Below are 18,579 nucleotides of genomic sequence, written 5' to 3'. Positions count from 1 at the left end.
AAAGCTTTGCCCGATTGGCGGTCGGATGCAAGGGCTGCATGAAAACAGGCCGGATATTTCCGGCCTGTCTAGGATGCGGACTGGACGACTGTGTTCGGGATTATTCGGCAGCGCGCAGCATTACCGGTTTGTCGGCCGCATATCGGATGCCCGTGTCCGGTTCGTCATTCTGGGCACGTTTCATGGCGGTGATGAACTCGCCGATTTTGCCGTTCAGGAAATCGGCCTGATGGGCGGTGTGATCGGCATTGTCATGCACCGTAACCGCGCTGCTGCCGACGTTCGTCACGCTGGACTGAATGGTGGTGACATTTTCCGAAACACGCTTGGCACTTTCGGACACGAAATCGACATTTCGTGCAATTTCCCGCGTTGTGGCATTTTGTTCCTCGACCGCACCGACGATGGCGGTCACGTAGTTATCGATGCTGCCGATGACCGTGCCGATATTGTTGATGGCTTCGGTGGAATTGCGCGATACGCTTTGAATACGTTCGATCTTGCGGGTGATTTCATCGGTGGCCTTGGCCGTCTGATTGGCAAGGCTTTTGACTTCGCCTGCAACCACGGCAAAGCCCTTGCCCGCATCACCAGCACGGGCCGCTTCGATGGTGGCGTTAAGCGCCAGAAGGTTGGTTTGATCTGCGATCTTGGTAATCAACTGAACGACCTGGCCGACTTCATCTGCGACTTCCTGCAAGTTTCGCATTTCCGCCTGTGAGGTGGCAGAATGCTCAACCGCATTTTTCGCAATGCCCGAAAATTGCGTGATCTGGGATGATATTTCGTCGATGGCGGCGACCATTTCCTCGGTCGCGGCACTTAGTGACTGAGCACTTGCCGATGATTCTTCGGCTTCGGTGGCGACCGCACCGGCAAGTGATCCTGCCTGTCCGCTTTGGGTTTGCATCATTTCGGCACGTGCCAGAACATCCTTGGCACTTTTGACGATATCGGCAAAGGTTTCGACAAGGGTTTCGCAGAATTCCTTTACCAGACGGTCGGTTTCAGCGCGTCGTTTCTCATCACGTTCCCGCCGGGCTACCTGTTCGGCTTCAAGCGTGCGGGCCTTCATCATGTCGGCCTGAAAGACCCGCATTGCATCAGCCATGTCACCGACTTCGTCGCGGAATTTGGAAGCCGGAACCGGCGTATCAAGCTTGCCCTTTGCCAGATCGGCAAGCGCATTTGTCAGGCGACGCAAGGGCAGGGTGATGGAGCGGCCCAGAAGCCAGGCCAGTACAATGCCCGACAGCAAGACAATACCGGACAAAGCGGTAATCAGTGTCTTGCCCATCCGTTCATCTGCAAGGGCGGTGTTCATGGAGGCGGCGGTATAGGCCGCGACTTCGGCGACAAGATTTTCAATCGCGGCATCAAGATCGTTTTGCAACCCTTCGGTGGTGATCACGGCGTCAGCAACATCCGACGGGCTTGCGCCATTATCGAGTGCTTTGAAGATATCGTTTACCTGTGTTTCGTAAGTGCGGTGATCGGTTTCGATACGGGCAAGGGCGGCTTCGACACCGGAAAATTCTGTTCGGGCCTCGTCGCTGATTGTATCTGCCAGATAGCTGTTGACCATCTGATGGGCCGTTGCGAGCTCGCTATCGGTCTGTTTTGCCAGTTCTTCAAAATGATGGCGGAGGTCGGCCTCGGCCTCGGTTTCGGTGGCGGCATGGGCATCGACATTGCGATAGCGCAGCGTTTTTTCCATCAGAATGGCTTGTTCGAGCTGATGCTGCGTGATTTTTTCAAGCATCAGGGTCAGGGGTAGATCGCGGGCGGCAACCTGTTCAAGTTCGTTGCCTATCACCGTCATCTTGTAAATCCCGACGGATCCGATCAGGCAACTGAACGCCAGAAGTATGGTCGCCAGTCCGGCCAGGCGATGAGTGATGCGAAAATTTCTGAACATGATGAGGCGACCCTTGAAGCCATAACTATTCGGGGATTATTACAACGTGAACACACTCATGCAGTTTAGTAGCATGTGCTAATTCTATTTTTGATTACAAGAGTATGTCCGGGAGAAATACAAGCTGAAAAAGTCTGATTATTGACATGAGACAAAGTCGCAAAACCAACGCTTTGTCTTCATGGACAGATTAGAATTTTTTCAGATGTCATTTTGCCGGTTTCGGGATAGATACGGCGTGGCGGAGCGCCGAACAAGGAGCGGAATGGATAAAAAGCATTCCGATTCTGCGCCGATTTCTGGAACCGAAAGGGTACGAACACGTTTTGTCCCGGGTAAGAGCTTTGCCGACAATCAGGATGGCAATATATTGCCATGATTGTCTGTCATTTCCGGCAATTCCTTCGAATGTTCAGTCTATTGTATAACAAAGAGGGCAAAATTGCATAATTACGACACGAGCATCCCGCATGCTGCTGGTCAGGAGTCCGAACATCGTTTCGGGACGGACGGTATCCGTCCGATGGATCGTCCCAGTCGCATCACCCGGTTTTTCATGGGGATTGTTTCCCGCGCAGAACGGTTGAACCGGAAATATGCAAAGTTCGGCAATCCGGCAGTTTATGACAATGCAACCTTTCCCTGGGCTGCGGAAATCGAAAAAGAATGGCCTGCCATCCGCGAGGAGCTTGACCAAATTCTGCGGCGCAAGGACGAGTTGCCGTCGTTCCATGACATTTCGACGGATGTCAAAGAAATCTCCAGCGATGCGGATTGGAAAACCTTCTTCCTGTTGGGGTTTGGTTTGAAGTCCGCGCAAAACATCCGGGCTTGCCCCGAAACCTGGCGGATCATGAACAAGATCCCCGGCCTGACGACAGTAATGTTTTCAATATTCGAACCGGGAAAACACCTGCCGCCGCATCGCGGCCCCTATAACGGTGTGTTGCGGATGCATCTTGGCCTGATCGTTCCGGATCAACCAGATAAGCTTGGCATTCGGGTGGGCAACCGGACATGCCACTGGGAAGAGGGCAAAGTGCTGATTTTTGATGATTCCTATGAGCATGAGGCATGGAACCATACGGATCAGACGCGGGTTGTACTGTTTGTCGATTTCGTCAAGCCGATGAAATTTCCCGCCCGGCTGGTGAACTGGTGCCTGATGAACCTTGCGATTTTCACGCCTTTCATCAAGGAAGGGCTTGATAACCACAACAAGTGGGAAAAGAAGTTCTATGCCGAAGCCGAAAAAATGCGTAACCAGACAGATAACTGATCGTAAAGCTTGCCTTGTTGTCTTGACCTAGCGGGCAAGCTGCTGCCGGAGCCACTGCCGGAATGTCCTGAAAGCCGGGCTGTTTTTGCTGTTTGCCCAGCACAGATAATAGTGGCGCGTATTCTGTTCGGACCATGTGTCATCGCCAAGCAATTGTATCAGACGCCCACTGGTCAGATATGGTGCGGCGTATACATGCGGGAGCCACGCGACGCCATGCCCGTCTAGTGCCGCGACGAGTGTCAGCGCGCTGGGCAGTCGGGTGATCCTTGTATGCGCCTGATGGGCAACGCCATGATCATCGAACCAATGCGACATTTCGATGTCCCTGTCCTCGTCAAGTATCCATGGCAGCCCGACCAGGTCCCGGGGCGTTTGAACAGAAACAGATTCAAGAAGCGAAGGGGCCGCGACGACGACATCCCTGCTTTCAAGAAGCCGTTCGCTGTTAAGTCCGGGCCAGTTGCCATCGCCATGCCGGACCGCGGCATCGAAATCTCCGTGTTCAAGATCATGTATGGCCGCATCGGCATTGATACGCAGGTCGATTTCCGGGTGACGTTTTAGAAACTCGCCAAGGCGCGGCAGAAGCCAGTATTGGGCGAAATGCGGTGTCACCGTGATGTTGAGGATATTTTCATCGCGCCGATATTGTTCGATGTCACCGGCAATTGCCCTGAAATTCCGAAGCAGATTTTCGGCCAGATCGGCGGCTTCGGGCAACATGACCAAGCGGTTACCCGACCGGGTAAACAATTTACGTTGCAATCGGTCTTCAAGACCGCGCAGATGCTGGCTGACGGCACCATGAGTCACGCTCAGCATTTCCGCAGCCGCCCCGACAGAGCCGGTTTCGTGAACTGCGGCGAAAGCCCGAAGGGAATTCAGCGGCAGCCACGCAATATCGTTTGACTTTATCATGATAGAAAAACTAACAGAAGCGCAGCTTTTCTGGCAAGCATGGATACTTCTGAAATGTTAGATTTATGGCATCGAAAGGCGAAGGAGAAGACAAGATGTCATGCAAATTTTCTAACAATCGTATCAAGGATGTCTCTCGCCATCCGGTTTCTGCCTTTGGTGCGGATCAGGAATCCCTTCACCAAATTCGCGAACAGGCAAGAATTGAGCGGGTAAAAGTTGTTCGCCAGGGTTTTGCAATGTTGAGGCGAGCCATATTCAGGCACCTTAACCCGGCAAATCACAGTCGCGGCAGCGAGGAAGCCCGTGAAATTTCTGACAGGCGATGTGCAGGCATTTGAAGCCCGCGGTGGTGACTTCAGTCGAAGTCTTGTGCCTCTAAAACCGAGACATTCCGAAACGACTGAAATCACGTAGCGGTTTTCGGAGCAAGGGTCCACTATCCGGACCGACGCTTTAGATATGGCGCAACCGGTCAAGGAAGTTTTTGACCTGGGTGTCGAGATTGCGGGCCTGTGCGGCAAGTTCGGTTGCCCCGGCCTGAACATTGGATGCGGCATCTCCGGTTTGTTGGGACGTGTTGCGCACAATCCCGATAGAGGATGATACCTCGTTCGTGCCCGCTGCCGCCTGTTGCACATTGCCCGAAATTTCGGCGGTTGCGGCACCCTGCTGTTCGACTGCGGCCGCGATGGCACTGGTGATTTCATTGATATTGGAAATCGTTTCAGTGATTTTTTCAATCGCGCCCACGGTATTGTGGGTTTCAGACTGGATCGATCCGATTTGCTGGGCGATATCCTCGGTCGCTTTGGCGGTCTGGTTGGCAAGGTTTTTGACCTCGCTTGCGACGACGGCAAAACCTTTGCCGGCTTCGCCCGCACGCGCGGCCTCGATGGTCGCGTTCAGCGCCAGAAGGTTGGTCTGGGACGCGATATCATTGATCAGGCTCACAACCTGACCGATGCGATCAGCGGCCTCGGCCAAGCCGGTAACCATGGCGTTGGCACGCGATGCTTCATCAACCGCATTGTTGGCAATTTCCGATGATCGTGCGACCTGCGAACTGATTTCCTGAATGGAAGCGGAAAGTTCCTCGCTCGCCGAGGCGACGGTCTGGACATTGGCACTGGCCTCGTCGGCGGCAGCGGCAACCACGGTTGCCTGCTCGGAACTTTCATCGGCCGCACGGCGCATCTGGCGGGATACCTTTTCCATGTCGCCCGCGCTATCGGTAACTTTTACAACGATGGAGCCAACCGATTTTTCGAACTCTTCAGCCATCTGAAGGCGGGTGCGGTTTCGTTCCTCGCTGGCGCGGTGTTCGGCTTCGCGTTTATCACGTTCGGCCTGCTGCATGCCTGCCGATGCCTCCTTGAAAGCTTCCAGCGCCTTGGCAATTGCACCGATCTCGTCGGAACGGTCATGATAGGGGACCGTGACATTGAAATTGCCCTTTTCCAGATCGGCAATCACACCCGCAACACGGGTCATCGGACGGGCAACCATGGCGTTGGTCGATAGCAGGATCACCGCAATCACCACAATCAGCAGAACCACACCACCGATCAGCGTTGCATTGCGCAGGCTGTCAGCCGGGGCAAAAACGGTTTCGAGCGGCACGTTGACAACCACACCCCACTGATTGGGATATCCCTCGATGGCGACCGGCACGATCAGGTGCATGATTTCGCCGTCATCAATCTGGCGCGACTGGCCCGATTTCATCGCATCGAGGATAGCGGCATCGGTAGTTTTGGCAGCATCCAGTTTGGTTCCCCGAATATCGGGATTTTCATGTGCAACCCATGTGCCCTGGGCGGAGACAAGATTGACGGTACCCGTACCAAAGGGGGCGAGTTGGGCAAACCGTTCGGAAAGTGCATTCAATTCAAGATCGACGCCCATCACGCCAAGGAACTTTCCGCCGCTGTCCTGCACCGGATAGACAAATGATGTCAGAACCACATCGCGGCCCTGAATGTCATAGGTGATGGCATCGGTCAGGTAGGGCTTATTGGTGCGTTTGGGTTCGGTGTAATATTCATTGACCTCTGGATTATCGAGCCCGGTCAGGTGGTAGGGGGTGATGCCGCCACCGAAGTTATAATAATAGGTGACGTATTTTCCGGTGCCGTCGCCAAACGGTTCGCCTTCGCCCTTGTAATCGGCATCCTTGCCATCAAGGGCATCGGGTTCAAATCCCGACCACGCCCCGGCAAGTGACGGGTTGTCGATCAGCGTGCGATTGAGGATTTCGTTATAGGCCTTGCGATCTGCGCCGCCCTGTTCACGGAGTGCACGAAATGCACCGGCAAGGTTTTTGGCAACCAGCATGCCGCCATTGAGCACGCGGCTGGCCTGCTCGGCGTGGAACTGTCCGACAGCACGGGCTTCGCCCACGGTAAGTTCTTCGGTTGTTTTGCTGGTTTGAGCCGTTTGCAGGAAGATGCCGACGATCAGGCAGAAGGCGATGGCAAGTGCGCTTACGCAGGTCAGCTTGGCGCCTAGAGACAGGTTGGAAAATCGCATTTAAAGGTCCCCTCAGATAAACCTATACCTCTGAAGTAATCCTGGTGGTCCGTCCCTGTGCTGCCTTATTCAAGGACTTGGCAGCTTTTGATAAGGGATGGTACCACGCAACCTATACTTTCGGTAAGGGGGAATTATCTGATTTGATGGCTTTTAAATGCGCGATTGTTTTATGAAATTTTCGCGTTGTGGTGTGTAACTGCGAAAAGTTGTTCGGCGGGTACAGGTTTGCTGAACAGGAAGCCCTGCAATTCGGAGCAACCCTGGGCGCGAAGGAAGTCCCGCTGTGCGGCGGTTTCGACCCCTTCGGCGGTAACTTTAAGCCCAAGGGTGCGTGCCATGGCGATCATGGCCTCGGCCAGGGCGGCATCATCGGTATTTTGTGGAATACCGTTAATAAAGGCGCGGTCAATTTTGATGCGTTCAATTGGCAGGCTTTTGATGGATCGCAGGCAGGAATAGCCGGTACCAAAATCGTCGATCGCGACCGAAACACCGACTGCACGCAATTCATGGAGCGTATCAATCATGATGTCTTCGTCCTGGATCATGCTTTCGGTGACTTCGATTTCCAGCCATTTCGGATCAAGTCCGGTATCGGTCAGAACACTTTGTACCGCTTTGGCAAAGCCCGGCGAGCGCATCTGACGAACCGAAACATTGATCGCGATGCGGATCGGATCTTGGCCTTCATTCTGCCAGCGGCTTGCCTGTGCACAGGCTTCTTCGACAACCCATTGGCCGATTTCGACAATCAGTCCGCTTTGTTCGGCGACCGGGATAATTTCGGCCGGGCCCAGCAGGCCGTTTTCCGGATGGTTCCATCGGATCAGAGCTTCAGCCCCGGTCATTTCACCAGTATGGGCATCGACCTGCGGCTGGTAGTAAAGGCTCAATTCGCCCTTTTCAAGGCCGCGTCTGAGTTCGAGGCTGCGGGTCATATAATGCGTGGCACTTTCGGTCATTTCCGATTTGTAAAACGCATAGGTACGGCGCCCCTGATCCTTGGCGGCATACATGGCGGTATCGGCCAGCCGAATAAGATCCTGCGGCGAATGGGCATTTTCGGGATAAAGGGCAATGCCGATACTGGCGGACAGTGTCAGTTCGTGACCGACGATGTAGAACGGCTTTTGCAATTCATGAATGATCTGGCTGGCAAGGTTGCCCGCGGCAGCCTGGCTATGCATGTTTTCGCGCACGATCAGGAATTCGTCCCCGCCAAGGCGTGCGATCGTATCGGTGCGATCAGTCAGTGCCTTGATGCGGGTTGAAACAATCAGCAGGACCTGGTCCCCGGCGGCATGGCCCAGCGTGTCGTTGATGTTCTTGAAATCATCGAGATCAAGGAACAGACAGGCGACAACCGCCCCGGTCCGCTCACAGCGTTCAATCGCACGGTTCAGGCGGTCAGTTGCCAGCAACCGGTTGGGAAGGCCGGTAAGCCCGTCATATTGGGCCAGATAATGCAGCTCCTGCTCTGCCTGCCGGATAGCAGTACGGTCGGAAATCATGGCGACGAAATGGGTCAGAACCCCGTCATCATCCTCGACCGCGATGATCTGCATCACGATTGAAATCGGGTTGCCCGACATATCGCGCGTATCAATCTCGCGGTGCCAGTGGCGGCGTGTGCGCAGCGTATGGAACAGTTCCTGATAGAAGGCAGGCGGAAACTGTTCGGGCACGATCATATAGGGAGGGGTGCCGGTCACAGTCAGGGGATCGGCACCGGTGATCTGGCAGTAGGCACGATTGGCACTGGTGATGTTCAGGTCCGGATCAAGGATCAGGATACCATCCTGGGTCGTTTCGAAAACCGTCATTGCCTGACGGAGTTTGTCATTGGTGATGCGCTGATCGGTGATGTCCTGCATCACACCGATGATGCGCTGGGTGCCCTTGCGGTCATTGATATAGGATTTACCGCGCGCCCGGAACCAGCATTGATGGCTGTTATCGTGGGATTGGCCGCGAAATACGATGTCGTAAAATTCGCCATTCAGGACGGCGTACTCAAATGCCTTGCGGACCATGTCCCGGTCTTCGGATGAGACACGTTCAAGGAAACCATCCCAGCTTTCGGTGATGGTTTCGGCATCATGTGTCTCGCCGGGGATGAATTTTCCAAGACCGGTGCTGTGCATTTTGCGGGTGGAAACATCAACTTCCCAGCAGCTCATCTGGGCAGCATGCATGGCAAGTGACAGCCGTTCCTGACTTTCGCGAAGGGCCAGTTCGACTTCACGGCGTTCAAGAGCCATTTGGATGGTTGCGTGCAGTTCGCGTTCGGAAAACGGTTTTAGCAAAAAGCCGTAGGGACGGGTTTTTCGCGCACGTTCCAGTGTGGTGTCTTCTGAATAGGCGGACAGATATATGATCGGGATCATCAGATGTTCAGGAATACCCGCCGCGGTTTCGATGCCGTCGAGATCGCCGTCAATGCGGATATCCATCAGGATGATGTCGGGCGCATCGGTTTCAATCGCCTTAAGGGCATTGATCCCGGCGCTATGGACCGATGTCCTGTCATAGCCCAGCCGCGCAAGCTGTTGGCGCAGATGCAGTGCGACGATCCGTTCGTCTTCAACAATCATGACATGGATCGGTTTGCGCATGGCGATCCTCAATCCTTTATCGTGAAGCGAATAGTGATACGGGTAGGACTGCCGGTATGAACCTCGAGAGTCCCGCCAAGCTGATCGGTCAGCAATTCCACCAGTTGCAGGCCAAGCCCGTTGCTGCTGTCGATACAGAAATTTTCCGGGAATCCGACACCGTCATCGGTCAGGCTGAGTTCTATCTGGTTGGGGGCGATTTCGGTTGCAAACAGGCTTATTTTACCCATCCGGTTACCGGGGAATGCATGTTTGAGCGCATTGGTGATCAGTTCGTTGGTGATCAGGCCACAGGGAACTGCCGTTCCGATCGGAAGTGACACCGAACCCAGATCGCGTTCGAAATTGATGCGGTCGGGATCGGTATTGAAGGTCACCAGCAGCGAATTGATCAGTGCATCGCAGAAATAGTTGAAATCGACGCGCGAGACATCCTCGCTTTGATAAAGGGTCTGGTGAATCTGGGCCATTGACCGGACGCGGTTGCAGCTATCGCGCAGGATTTCACGTGCCAGATCGTCCTTGACGTTTGCGGTCTGCATATCAAGCAGGCTATGGACGATTTGCAGGTTGTTTTTGACCCGGTGATGAACTTCCGAAAGCAGGATTTCCTTTTCCTGCAGGGATTTTTCAAGCCGTTCCTGACGGCTTTTACGATCAGAAATATCGACAATGGCAGCCAGAACCTGCACGCGGTCGCCTTCGGCAATAGGGTTCAGGCCGATTTCGACGGGAAACTCGCTGCCATCCTTGCGCAGGGCATAAAGATCCCGCCCCGGCCCCATTGGACGCGGTCCGGGGGCGGCGATGAAGCTGTTACGAAGGCCTGCGTGATGATGGCGGAACCTGTCAGGAACAAGCACATCGACCGGCTGACCGAGTAATTCGTCGCGCGCATAGCCGAACACCTTTTCGGTTTCGGCATTGACCATCTCGATAAGCCCGGTGGCATCAACCAATATCATCGCGTTCGGCGCATATTCTACAACGCGCCGGAAACGGTGATCCTCCTCGAAGGCGGTATGTTGTGCCGTCGCCGTACTACCCGAGCCATCGGCGTGCGGTGTCGACAAATTTCCTATGTCTGACGTCTCAGCCAATCAGCGTTTCTCCCGTGCATGGCGATAAATCGCCTGAACTGGTGGTATGTCCACCTGATTGTCGCCAGTTTCGATGACCCACTCCCGGATCTGTTATTGTTTTCTGAGTGCACGGATAGTTTGTTCATATGTCCATATCTGCGTTCGTTACGTGGTTTTCAACCACTCGTCGGTGTAGGTTTATATCTTTTCGCATTTTTGGGGTATGTTGCTGATCTGATAAGCGAATTTTGCGCATCTCATCGCCAGTACTCTCTGCCAGAGTAGGAATGAACAAGGCGCTTTACCTGTGAAATTGCGCGTTGCAGCCCGGTCATGCCCGATCCGGGCTTGATCTTGCGGGCCTGCGGGGATAGCTTCGCGCACGCGCGAAATCCGGGTGATTTCATGCGTGGCCGGATTTCCAGATAGTTCAACGATACAACTGACAAACAAGGTTTCAAAAATGACAGCCGATCTTCGTGATGCCGCACTAAACAGCAACGTCTGGGCTTTTCAGGAAGCCCGCAAGCTGGTTGAGCGGTATAAACAGAAGAAGCCTGAGAAGGGTTATGTGCTGTTTGAAACCGGTTATGGTCCGTCGGGCCTGCCGCATATCGGGACCTTTGGCGAAGTTGCGCGCACGACCTATGTGCGTCGCGCGTTCGAAACCATGTCCGATATCCCGACCAAGCTGTTCTGCTTCTCTGATGATATGGATGGCCTTCGCAAGGTACCCGATAATATCCCGAACAGGGACATGGTCGCGCAGCATCTTGGCAAGGCGCTGACCAGCGTGCCGGACCCGTTCGGTACGCATGAGAGCTTTGCGCATCATAACAATGCGCGTCTTTGCGATTTCCTTGACAGCTTTGGCTTTGATTACGAATTCAAATCTTCGACCGAATGCTATCGTTCGGGCATGTTCGATGCGGCCCTTCTGCGTCTTCTGGAGCGGTATGATGCGATCCAGAAAATCATGCTGCCGACCCTTGGCGAAGAGCGTCGCGCGACATACAGCCCGTTCATGCCGGTCGAAGAAGGTACCAACAAGGTCCTGATGGCCAAGGTGACCGAGCTTAACGTTGAAGCCGGGACCATCGTTTATGAACATCCCGAAACCGGCAAGCTGGTCGAAACCCCGGTCACGGGCGGGCGTTGCAAATTGCAGTGGAAGCCGGACTGGGCGATGCGGTGGTATGCGCTTGGCGTTGATTACGAAATGGCGGGCAAGGACCTTATTCCGTCGGTCGAACTTGGTAACAAGATCGTCAAGGCGCTTGGCGGTATCCCGCCGGAAGGCTTCAATTACGAGCTGTTCCTTGACGAGAACGCGCAGAAAATCTCCAAATCCAAGGGCAACGGCATTTCGATGGAAGACTGGCTGAAATATGCGCCGGAAGACAGTCTTTCGCTGTTCATGTTCCAGAAGCCGAAAACAGCAAAGCGCCTGTATTTCGATGTCATCCCGAAGACGGTTGATGAATATCTGACCTTTGCCGACAAGCTGAAAACCGAAACCGACCCGGAAAAGCTTTTGCAGAACCCGGCATGGCACATCCATGAAGGCAAGGCACCGGAACGTGATATTCTGTTGTCATTCGGTATCTTGCTGAATCTTGTTTCGGTTTGTAATACCAGCGACCCGGAACTGCTTTGGGCATTCATTTCGCGTTATGCCAAGGGCGCAACGCCGGAAAACGCGCCCTATCTCGACAAGCTGGTCGGCTACGCGATCAACTATTACAACGACTTCGTCAAACCGACAAAAAAATACCGTGCCGCGACGGATGCCGAAAAGGCAGCCCTGACCGAGCTTCGCGATGTGCTCAAAACCCTTGATGCCGACACCGATGGTGGTGACATCCAGACGCAGGTATTCGAGGTGGGTAAAAACCACAATTATGAAAACCTGCGTGACTGGTTCAAGGCGCTTTATGAAATCCTGCTGGGGCAGGAACAGGGGCCGCGTATGGGCTCGTTCATCGCGCTTTACGGTATTGATGAAAGCATCCAGCTGATCGACCGTGCGATTGCCGGTGAAGAACTGGGCGCTTAAGCGTTCGGGTTTAAAGACTGCCGTGAAATACCAAGCGACCCGTCATCTGGCGGGTCGCTTTTTGTTTGATCCGGTGTCATTTCGTTCAATAAGTTTAATGGCATATCCCGGATGGTGATGCTTTTGCATCTGACCAAGGTGGAGTTGACGATGGGTTTCTGGCAAAAGGCGATGATTTCGGTGGCATGCAGCCCCGCACTAAGACGTATGGGCGAGGCAGTTGGGCGGAAAACCGGGCTGGCGGCGCAATTTGTGAGTGGTTCCGATGGAGCCGATCATGTGGCACGAGCACGAGAACTGGACGGGCAGGGTATCCGGATTTCCAGTTTTTATCTGGGCGAATATGTCACAGACCCGGTGCAGGTCACGCGCACGGTTACCCAGCTTGCCGATCTGGTCCCGAAGTTGAACGAGGTTGGGCTTGATGTCCATGTTTCGGTTGATCCGTCGCAGCTTGGTTATATGCAGGACCCGGCTTTGTTGCGGAACAATGCGCAAAAACTGGCCGGGATGATTGGTGAAATCGCGGCCGGGCGAAATGACGAACGTTGCCGTCGCCTTATGATCGACATGGAAGATTTCGACATGATCGATGATACGTTGGCGTTGCATGATCAATTGCGTGATTTGGGTCTTCCGGTTGCCCAGACCTTGCAGGCACGGCTGTTTCGGACCGAAGGTGATCTGAGGCGGAAGATTGATCAGGGCGCGATGGTGCGTCTGGTCAAGGGGGCGATGGCCCCGCCTGCCAGTGTGGCTTTTACCCGACGACCCGACATTGATGCCAATTACCTGAAGCTGGCAGATATGATGTTGTCCGACCGGGCGCGTGAGACAGGATTTTTCCCGGTTTTCGGCTCACATCATCGCGAGCTGCTGGATAAAATTGCCAGCCTTGCCGACGCACGTGGCTGGCCACGCGATGCATTTGAATTTGAAATGCTTTACGGTGTCAATCAGCCGTTGCAACGTGATCTTGTTTCGCGTGGTTACCGGTTGCGGCTTTATGCCCCGTTCGGAGAAGACTGGTGGGCCTATGCCTGGCGGCGTGTCGGAGAAAATCCGCGTAACCTTGGCCTGCTGTTACGATCCGGGTTTAATCGTTAAACATGCCGGTCTGCCATCTGGTTGCCAGAATGATGGAATTGAATTTCAAACGAAATCAGGAATTTCCATTCACCGGTTTCATCGGTAGAATGCCGGTAAATGATAGTCAATATCAACGGGCAAACATCGAAAGGATGACCGCATGAATATGGTCAAGATCATGATGGCGGGTGCAATGGCGATGCTGCTGTCGGCTTGCGCGACAGGCCCGCGCGTCTATACCGATGCCGATCCGGCGGCCGATTTTTCGCGTTACCGGACCTTTGCCTTTTATGAGTCAGCCGGAAAGTCGGACGAAAAATACGCCACCCTGCATGGTCAGCGGATCGAGGATGCTGTCAGCGCCGCGTTAGAGGCGCGGGGATACAGTGTTGATATCAATACACCCGATATTCTGATCAACTATCATCTCAAGACCGAGGAAAAAACGCGGACATCGCCGCCGGTCTATTACGGGGGATATTACGGCTATCGCAGCGGGATGTATGTTGGCTGGCCGGGTTATGTCGAACCGGGATATGTTGACAATTATACCGAAGGAACGATTACGGTCGATATGGTGGATCGCCGGACAGACCAGATGATCTGGGAGGGCACGGCTATCGGGCGCATCGATAGCGAGTTTCGCAATAATCCCGATCTGGGCGTGCGCAACGCCGTCGCCGCGATCTTTGGCAAATACCCCTATGTCGCGGGCAGCAGTGTACCGGTGATGCCTGCTGCACAGTAGGCCGAGGTTGGTGGATTTGGATAGGGAACGGGCCGGGTTTATACCGGCCCGTTTCTGTTAGAGTCGCGAAGTGACATCCATGCTGGCATGCAGGATGCGTACGATCAGGATGCCGTCCTGCTCCTGAACATAAACAATCAAATGCCGGTCATATGGATGAATGCGCACAGGCGGATCAAATTCCGTGTGCTCAGTGCCAAGCAGCGGGTGATTGGCCAGCATTTGCATATGCCGATCCATACCATCAAGGTATTTTCGGCGTTGTGGGATACCCCATTCGCGCTGGGTATAGCGGCCGATTTCGACAATGTCGGTTTGTGCGGCCCGACTGACGCGGTAGTCAGGCATCTGTTGCGTCAAGATCGGCTTGAAGGGCATCCATGCTGAAGTTTTCGACGATACCGCTTTCAATTCCTTCGCGAATCATTTTTTGCATCAGCGCACGTTTTTCGGCCCGCTCCTGATCGCGGCGGATCAGATCGCGGACGTAGTCGCTGGCATTGCTGTATTTGCCTGTGTCCGCCTGTGCTTCGACCCATTCTTTCATGAGCTCGGGCAGGGATACATTCATCGTCGCCATGTTATCCTCCATTGGCGTGATTATCCCATTTTTTGGCAAAGTTTGTCAAAAGCAAAGCGGCCGGAGGGCTGTCACCTTTCCGGCCGCGTTATTGATCATGTCCGTTCGATTAGCTGTTTTCAGCAAACGCCCAGTAAAGTTCCTGTGCGCGTTTGGTAATCGGGCCGGGTTGCAGGTTGCGGTCGTCGAGTTTGACGCAAGGTGCGACCTTGTAATAATTGCCGGTGCCAAAGATTTCGTCGGCATTTTCAAGTTCGGTGTAGGTCACGGTTTTTTCGGTAACCTCGACCCCGTCTTCGCGCAGAAGCTTTATCACGCGCTGGCGGGTCAGGCCGTTCAGGAACGTGCCGTTGATCACGGGTGTAAACACCTTGCCATCCTTGGCGTAGAACAGGTTGGCGTATGAAAATTCCGCGACATTGCCGATCGGGTCCAGCATTACGCCGGTATCGAAACCGTCCTTTGTGGCCTCGGAAACCGCGCGGCCGACATTGGGATAAAGGCAGGATGCCTTGGCCTCGGTCGGAGCACTTTCGGGTGAGGGGCGGCGGAAGCTTGATTTGCGGGCGGTAAAGCCGGTTTTGATCGCGTCGGGCAGGTCGGATACCGAAATGCACAGCACAAATTGCGCGCTTTCGGGTGTCGGGGCAAGGAAGCCTTCGCCGCCATAGACAATTGGTTTGATATAGAGGGCGAGCGACGGATCGAATTTCTGAACGCCTTCGCGGACAAGGGCGACGATTTCATCGGTGGTGATTTTCGGGGCAAGACCCATCAGTTCAGCCGAGCGCAGCACACGGGCGCAATGGGGCACAAGATCGGGCATCTTGCCATTAATGCGGCGCGCACCGTCAAAGACCGTGGAGGCCATCCACATGCCGTGGGTCTGCGGACCGATAATCATCGGATTGCCTGCGTGCCATTCGCCTTTGTACCAGGTCCATGTCGTGACGGCTTTGGTGTCTGCGGTGGTGGCGTGACCCATTCTTCTTGCTCCTGATCGAATTTCGGGTGGCATTTGCATGTCGCGAGGCGATGCAAGGCATCCAGAATAGGGTCTTTGCGTGATCATGGTCAAAGAAAACTGACAGGGGAAATGCCGGTTTGATGCCGTTTTTAAGGAAGTTGCGATAAATGACAGTTCTGTGAAATATCCCGCATCATGCACACGTGTGCGTTGGCGGATCAGAGGGGCTGTGCTATGTGTTTTGCCGTAACGGGGCCCGTGAAATCAGGGTGTAAAAACATTTTGGCCCGGTATGACGAGGGAAATGTCGGGGATGAGCGAGGCAAAACACAATCGCGCAAACACAGACGGGGCGGAACCCGGCCGTGATATGCAGCATATTGTGACCTCGGCCGATGTTGCGCGCGAGGCCGGTGTTTCAAGATCCACCGTTTCGCGCTGTTTGTCGGGCGACCGGCGGATATCGGATGCGACCCGCAAGCGCGTGCAGGAAACCGCCAACCGGCTTGGCTATCACGTCAATAAAATTGCCCGGTCGATGAATACGCGCAAAAGCGATCTGATCGGGTTGGTGACATCGGGGCTTTCCGATCCGTTCCGCGTTGAATTTCTTGATAAACTGATACTCGCCATTCAGCAGTCCGGTTATCGTCCGCTGGTGATTGATGTGTCCGACCCGGCCCAGATGGGCACATCGATGATGCATCTGTTGCAATATCAGGTGGCCGGTGTGGTTGTGACATCCGGAAGCCCGCCGCCCGAGGTGGGCGTGCATTTCCTGAAACGCAATGTGCCGGTCGTTCTGGTCAATCGCGCCGGGCGGCTTGAGGGCGCGGATGTTATCAATTGCGATAATGTGCGTGGCGGCGAAATGGCCGCTGACCTGTTGCTTGAAACCGGGAAAACCCGGTTCGGGTTCCTGAATGTCAAAGGCGGCACATTCAGTGGTAATGTTCGCGGGGAAACCTTTGTGTCGCGCATCGCGCCGCGCTTGGCGAATGGGGATATCAGCTTTACCCCACTGGTCTGCGACAGTGCCGATTATGACGGTGGCTTTAACGCCGCGCTTAAATTCCTGGCAACACCCGAAACCGCGCCGAACGCAATTTTCTGTGCCAAGGACCATATTGCTTTGGGCCTTCTGGATGCAGCCCGGTTTGAACTTGGCCTGCGGGTGCCCGAAGATATTGCCGTGGTCGGGTTTGATGATATCGCCGCAGCCCGGCAGGGGGCCTATCAATTGACCACTGTGTGCCAAAGTGCCACGAAGCTCGCCGAAATGACGGTGGATCGGTTGCGCCAACGCATCCGGGGCGATGCCCTGACCGATCAACGGCTGATCCTGCCGGTTGAAATGACACGCCGCCGGACGGCCTGAGCCGATCTTTATCGTAGTTTTCCGGCCAGTTTTTCCTCGATTTTTATCCAAAACGGCTGACTCGCGGTGTTTCTGCGGATCATGCGCACACGTGTGCCATTGATTTCGGGCTGGAACCATTGTGTTGGGCAGCGTGTGAATTTGTGTGGATCATTTTCCGGGTTGATAAAATAAATAATTAAATCAGCCCATTAATGGGTTTTAGGGAGCGCTTTTTCTCCTTAAATGGAATTTTTCTGTCATTTTTTGGAATTTATGATTAAATCATTCCAGCACGTGATTTGCGCAATGGTAATGCACACGTGTGCATTCAACGAAATGCAAACCGGGAGGAAACCCAAATGACGATCAGAAATTCTCTTTTTGCCACTGTCGCGATTTCAGGCCTGATGGCGGTTGCGACCACCGGTTCGGCCAATGCGGCGGGTCGGCTTAATGTCATCTGCTCGGCCGATAATGAATGGTGCGAGATGATGGAAACCGCGTTCGAACTGGAACATGACATCGATGTATCGATGGTTCGCAAAAGTTCGGGCGAGGCTTATGCACAGGTACGTGCCGAGGCTGCCAATCCGAAGCTTGATATCTGGTGGGGCGGGACGGGCGACCCGCATCTTCAGGCCGCTGCCGAAGGCCTGACCGAGGTTTATGAATCCCCGCAACTGGGCGATTTGAACGACTGGGCAGTGCGTCAGGCCAAGAATGCCGATTATCGCACGGTTGGCGTTTATGCCGGGGCGCTTGGCATCGGATATAACAACGATCTTCTGGCAAAAAAGGGCCTGCCGGCACCGAAATGCTGGGAAGATCTGAAAAACCCGGCCTATAAGGGTGAAATTCAGGTCGCCAACCCGAATTCTTCGGGGACGTCCTATACCGCGCTTGCCACACTGGTGCAGCTGTTTGGCGAGGAAAAAGCGTTTGATCTGCTGAAGGAAATCCACAAGAACGTCAACCAGTACACCAAATCGGGTTCCGCCCCGATCAAGGCGGCTGCGGTTGGGGAAACCACAATCGGTATTACCTTCATGCATGACATGGTCGCCCAGATCAAACAGGGGGCGAACCTGACGGTGGTGTCGCCGTGCGAGGGGACCGGTTATGAAGTGGGCTCCATGAGCATCATCAAAGGTGCACGTAACCTTGAAAATGCGAAAATCTGGGCCGAATTCGCATTGTCACCGAAAACCCAGTCGATTGCCGAAGACGCGCACAGCTATCAGGTGCCGTCCAACAAAGAATCCAAAATTCCCGATGGCGCACCGCGCCTGACCGAATTGAAGCTGATCGACTATGACTTCGCGAAATACGGGGATGCGGAAACCCGCCGTCATCTTCTGTCGCGTTGGGACGAAGAAGTCAAAACCGCGCCGCAATAAGCGCGATCTGCCTTAACGGTTCTGTCCGTCCG

Annotated in this window: 14 protein-coding genes; 6 read left to right on the top strand and 8 right to left on the bottom strand. The window is 54.3% G+C overall.

Annotation, left to right across the window (positions count from 1 at the left end):
* Positions 1 to 100: 100 nt before the first annotated feature.
* Positions 101 to 1,918 (bottom strand): methyl-accepting chemotaxis protein, encoded by a 1,818-nt coding sequence (locus AUP42_RS16950; protein WP_062952761.1) that lies wholly within the window; start codon positions 1,916 to 1,918, stop codon positions 101 to 103.
* Between the two features lie 442 nt (positions 1,919 to 2,360).
* Here AUP42_RS16950 and AUP42_RS16945 point away from each other — a divergent pair, with 442 nt between their 5' ends.
* On the top strand, positions 2,361 to 3,197 hold the full coding sequence (locus tag AUP42_RS16945) for an aspartyl/asparaginyl beta-hydroxylase domain-containing protein (RefSeq protein WP_082824822.1): 837 nt from the start codon (positions 2,361 to 2,363) through the stop codon (positions 3,195 to 3,197).
* Positions 3,198 to 3,224: 27 nt separating this feature from the next.
* Here the strand turns inward: AUP42_RS16945 and AUP42_RS16935 are convergent, their stop codons facing one another.
* From AUP42_RS16935 to AUP42_RS16920, 4 genes are all read right to left on the bottom strand, one after another.
* Positions 3,225 to 4,118 carry a LysR substrate-binding domain-containing protein gene (locus AUP42_RS16935; protein ID WP_062952759.1) on the bottom strand — a complete coding sequence of 298 codons (894 nt, stop codon included), beginning with the start codon at positions 4,116 to 4,118 and terminating at the stop codon, positions 3,225 to 3,227.
* A gap of 456 nt (positions 4,119 to 4,574) precedes the next feature.
* Positions 4,575 to 6,650, bottom strand: coding sequence for a methyl-accepting chemotaxis protein (locus tag AUP42_RS16930; RefSeq protein ID WP_062952758.1), 2,076 nt, complete (start codon positions 6,648 to 6,650; stop codon positions 4,575 to 4,577).
* Between the two features lie 170 nt (positions 6,651 to 6,820).
* Positions 6,821 to 9,268, bottom strand: coding sequence for an EAL domain-containing protein (locus AUP42_RS16925; protein ID WP_062952757.1), 2,448 nt, complete (start codon positions 9,266 to 9,268; stop codon positions 6,821 to 6,823).
* A gap of 8 nt (positions 9,269 to 9,276) precedes the next feature.
* Complete coding sequence (locus AUP42_RS16920; protein ID WP_231858325.1) at positions 9,277 to 10,368, bottom strand: sensor histidine kinase; 1,092 nt, start codon at positions 10,366 to 10,368, stop codon at positions 9,277 to 9,279.
* Between the two features lie 445 nt (positions 10,369 to 10,813).
* Between AUP42_RS16920 and AUP42_RS16915 the strand changes: the two genes are divergently transcribed.
* The 3 genes from AUP42_RS16915 (at position 10,814) to AUP42_RS16905 (ending at position 14,243) form a co-directional block, all read left to right on the top strand.
* Positions 10,814 to 12,406, top strand: a complete 1,593-nt coding sequence (locus AUP42_RS16915; protein WP_062952756.1) for a lysine--tRNA ligase — start codon at positions 10,814 to 10,816, stop codon at positions 12,404 to 12,406.
* Between the two features lie 150 nt (positions 12,407 to 12,556).
* A complete protein-coding gene (locus tag AUP42_RS16910) occupies positions 12,557 to 13,513 on the top strand; it encodes a proline dehydrogenase family protein (RefSeq protein WP_062952991.1) in 957 nt (318 codons plus the stop codon).
* A gap of 142 nt (positions 13,514 to 13,655) precedes the next feature.
* Entirely contained in the window at positions 13,656 to 14,243 is a 588-nt protein-coding gene (locus AUP42_RS16905) for a DUF4136 domain-containing protein (protein WP_062952755.1), read from the top strand.
* A 57-nt stretch (positions 14,244 to 14,300) separates the two neighbouring features.
* Here AUP42_RS16905 and AUP42_RS16900 read toward each other — a convergent pair whose 3' ends face one another.
* The 3 genes from AUP42_RS16900 to AUP42_RS16890 form a co-directional block, all read right to left on the bottom strand.
* Complete coding sequence (locus AUP42_RS16900) at positions 14,301 to 14,591, bottom strand: type II toxin-antitoxin system RelE/ParE family toxin (protein ID WP_062952754.1); 291 nt, start codon at positions 14,589 to 14,591, stop codon at positions 14,301 to 14,303.
* A complete protein-coding gene (locus tag AUP42_RS16895; protein WP_062952753.1) occupies positions 14,584 to 14,823 on the bottom strand; it encodes a type II toxin-antitoxin system ParD family antitoxin in 240 nt (79 codons plus the stop codon). The genes AUP42_RS16900 and AUP42_RS16895 overlap by 8 nt, the downstream gene beginning before the upstream one ends.
* A 109-nt stretch (positions 14,824 to 14,932) precedes the next feature.
* Positions 14,933 to 15,808 carry a branched-chain amino acid aminotransferase gene (locus AUP42_RS16890; RefSeq protein ID WP_062952752.1) on the bottom strand — a complete coding sequence of 292 codons (876 nt, stop codon included), beginning with the start codon at positions 15,806 to 15,808 and terminating at the stop codon, positions 14,933 to 14,935.
* Positions 15,809 to 16,103: 295 nt separating this feature from the next.
* Between AUP42_RS16890 and AUP42_RS16885 the strand changes: the two genes are divergently transcribed.
* Positions 16,104 to 17,168: a LacI family DNA-binding transcriptional regulator gene (locus AUP42_RS16885; protein ID WP_062952751.1), complete on the top strand. Its 1,065-nt coding sequence runs from the start codon at positions 16,104 to 16,106 to the stop codon at positions 17,166 to 17,168.
* Positions 17,169 to 17,509: 341 nt separating this feature from the next.
* Positions 17,510 to 18,547, top strand: coding sequence for an ABC transporter substrate-binding protein (locus AUP42_RS16880; RefSeq protein ID WP_062952750.1), 1,038 nt, complete (start codon positions 17,510 to 17,512; stop codon positions 18,545 to 18,547).
* Positions 18,548 to 18,579: the final 32 nt, after the last annotated feature.

It is taken from the genome of Thalassospira lucentensis, from assembly GCF_001613805.1.
Lineage (GTDB): Bacteria > Pseudomonadota > Alphaproteobacteria > Rhodospirillales > Thalassospiraceae > Thalassospira > Thalassospira lucentensis_A.
This window is presented reverse-complemented; position numbering and strand designations above follow the sequence as displayed.

Coding starts and splice junctions, on each gene's coding strand:
- AUP42_RS16890 (WP_062952752.1), bottom strand. CDS start 15,808: ATGGGTCACGCCACCACCGCAGACACCAAAGCCGTCACGACATGGACC.
- AUP42_RS16950 (WP_062952761.1), bottom strand. CDS start 1,918: ATGTTCAGAAATTTTCGCATCACTCATCGCCTGGCCGGACTGGCGACC.
- AUP42_RS16910 (WP_062952991.1), top strand. CDS start 12,557: ATGGGTTTCTGGCAAAAGGCGATGATTTCGGTGGCATGCAGCCCCGCA.
- AUP42_RS16885 (WP_062952751.1), top strand. CDS start 16,104: ATGAGCGAGGCAAAACACAATCGCGCAAACACAGACGGGGCGGAACCC.
- AUP42_RS16915 (WP_062952756.1), top strand. CDS start 10,814: ATGACAGCCGATCTTCGTGATGCCGCACTAAACAGCAACGTCTGGGCT.
- AUP42_RS16900 (WP_062952754.1), bottom strand. CDS start 14,591: ATGCCTGACTACCGCGTCAGTCGGGCCGCACAAACCGACATTGTCGAA.
- AUP42_RS16935 (WP_062952759.1), bottom strand. CDS start 4,118: ATGATAAAGTCAAACGATATTGCGTGGCTGCCGCTGAATTCCCTTCGG.
- AUP42_RS16895 (WP_062952753.1), bottom strand. CDS start 14,823: ATGGCGACGATGAATGTATCCCTGCCCGAGCTCATGAAAGAATGGGTC.
- AUP42_RS16905 (WP_062952755.1), top strand. CDS start 13,656: ATGAATATGGTCAAGATCATGATGGCGGGTGCAATGGCGATGCTGCTG.
- AUP42_RS16925 (WP_062952757.1), bottom strand. CDS start 9,268: ATGCGCAAACCGATCCATGTCATGATTGTTGAAGACGAACGGATCGTC.
- AUP42_RS16930 (WP_062952758.1), bottom strand. CDS start 6,650: ATGCGATTTTCCAACCTGTCTCTAGGCGCCAAGCTGACCTGCGTAAGC.
- AUP42_RS16880 (WP_062952750.1), top strand. CDS start 17,510: ATGACGATCAGAAATTCTCTTTTTGCCACTGTCGCGATTTCAGGCCTG.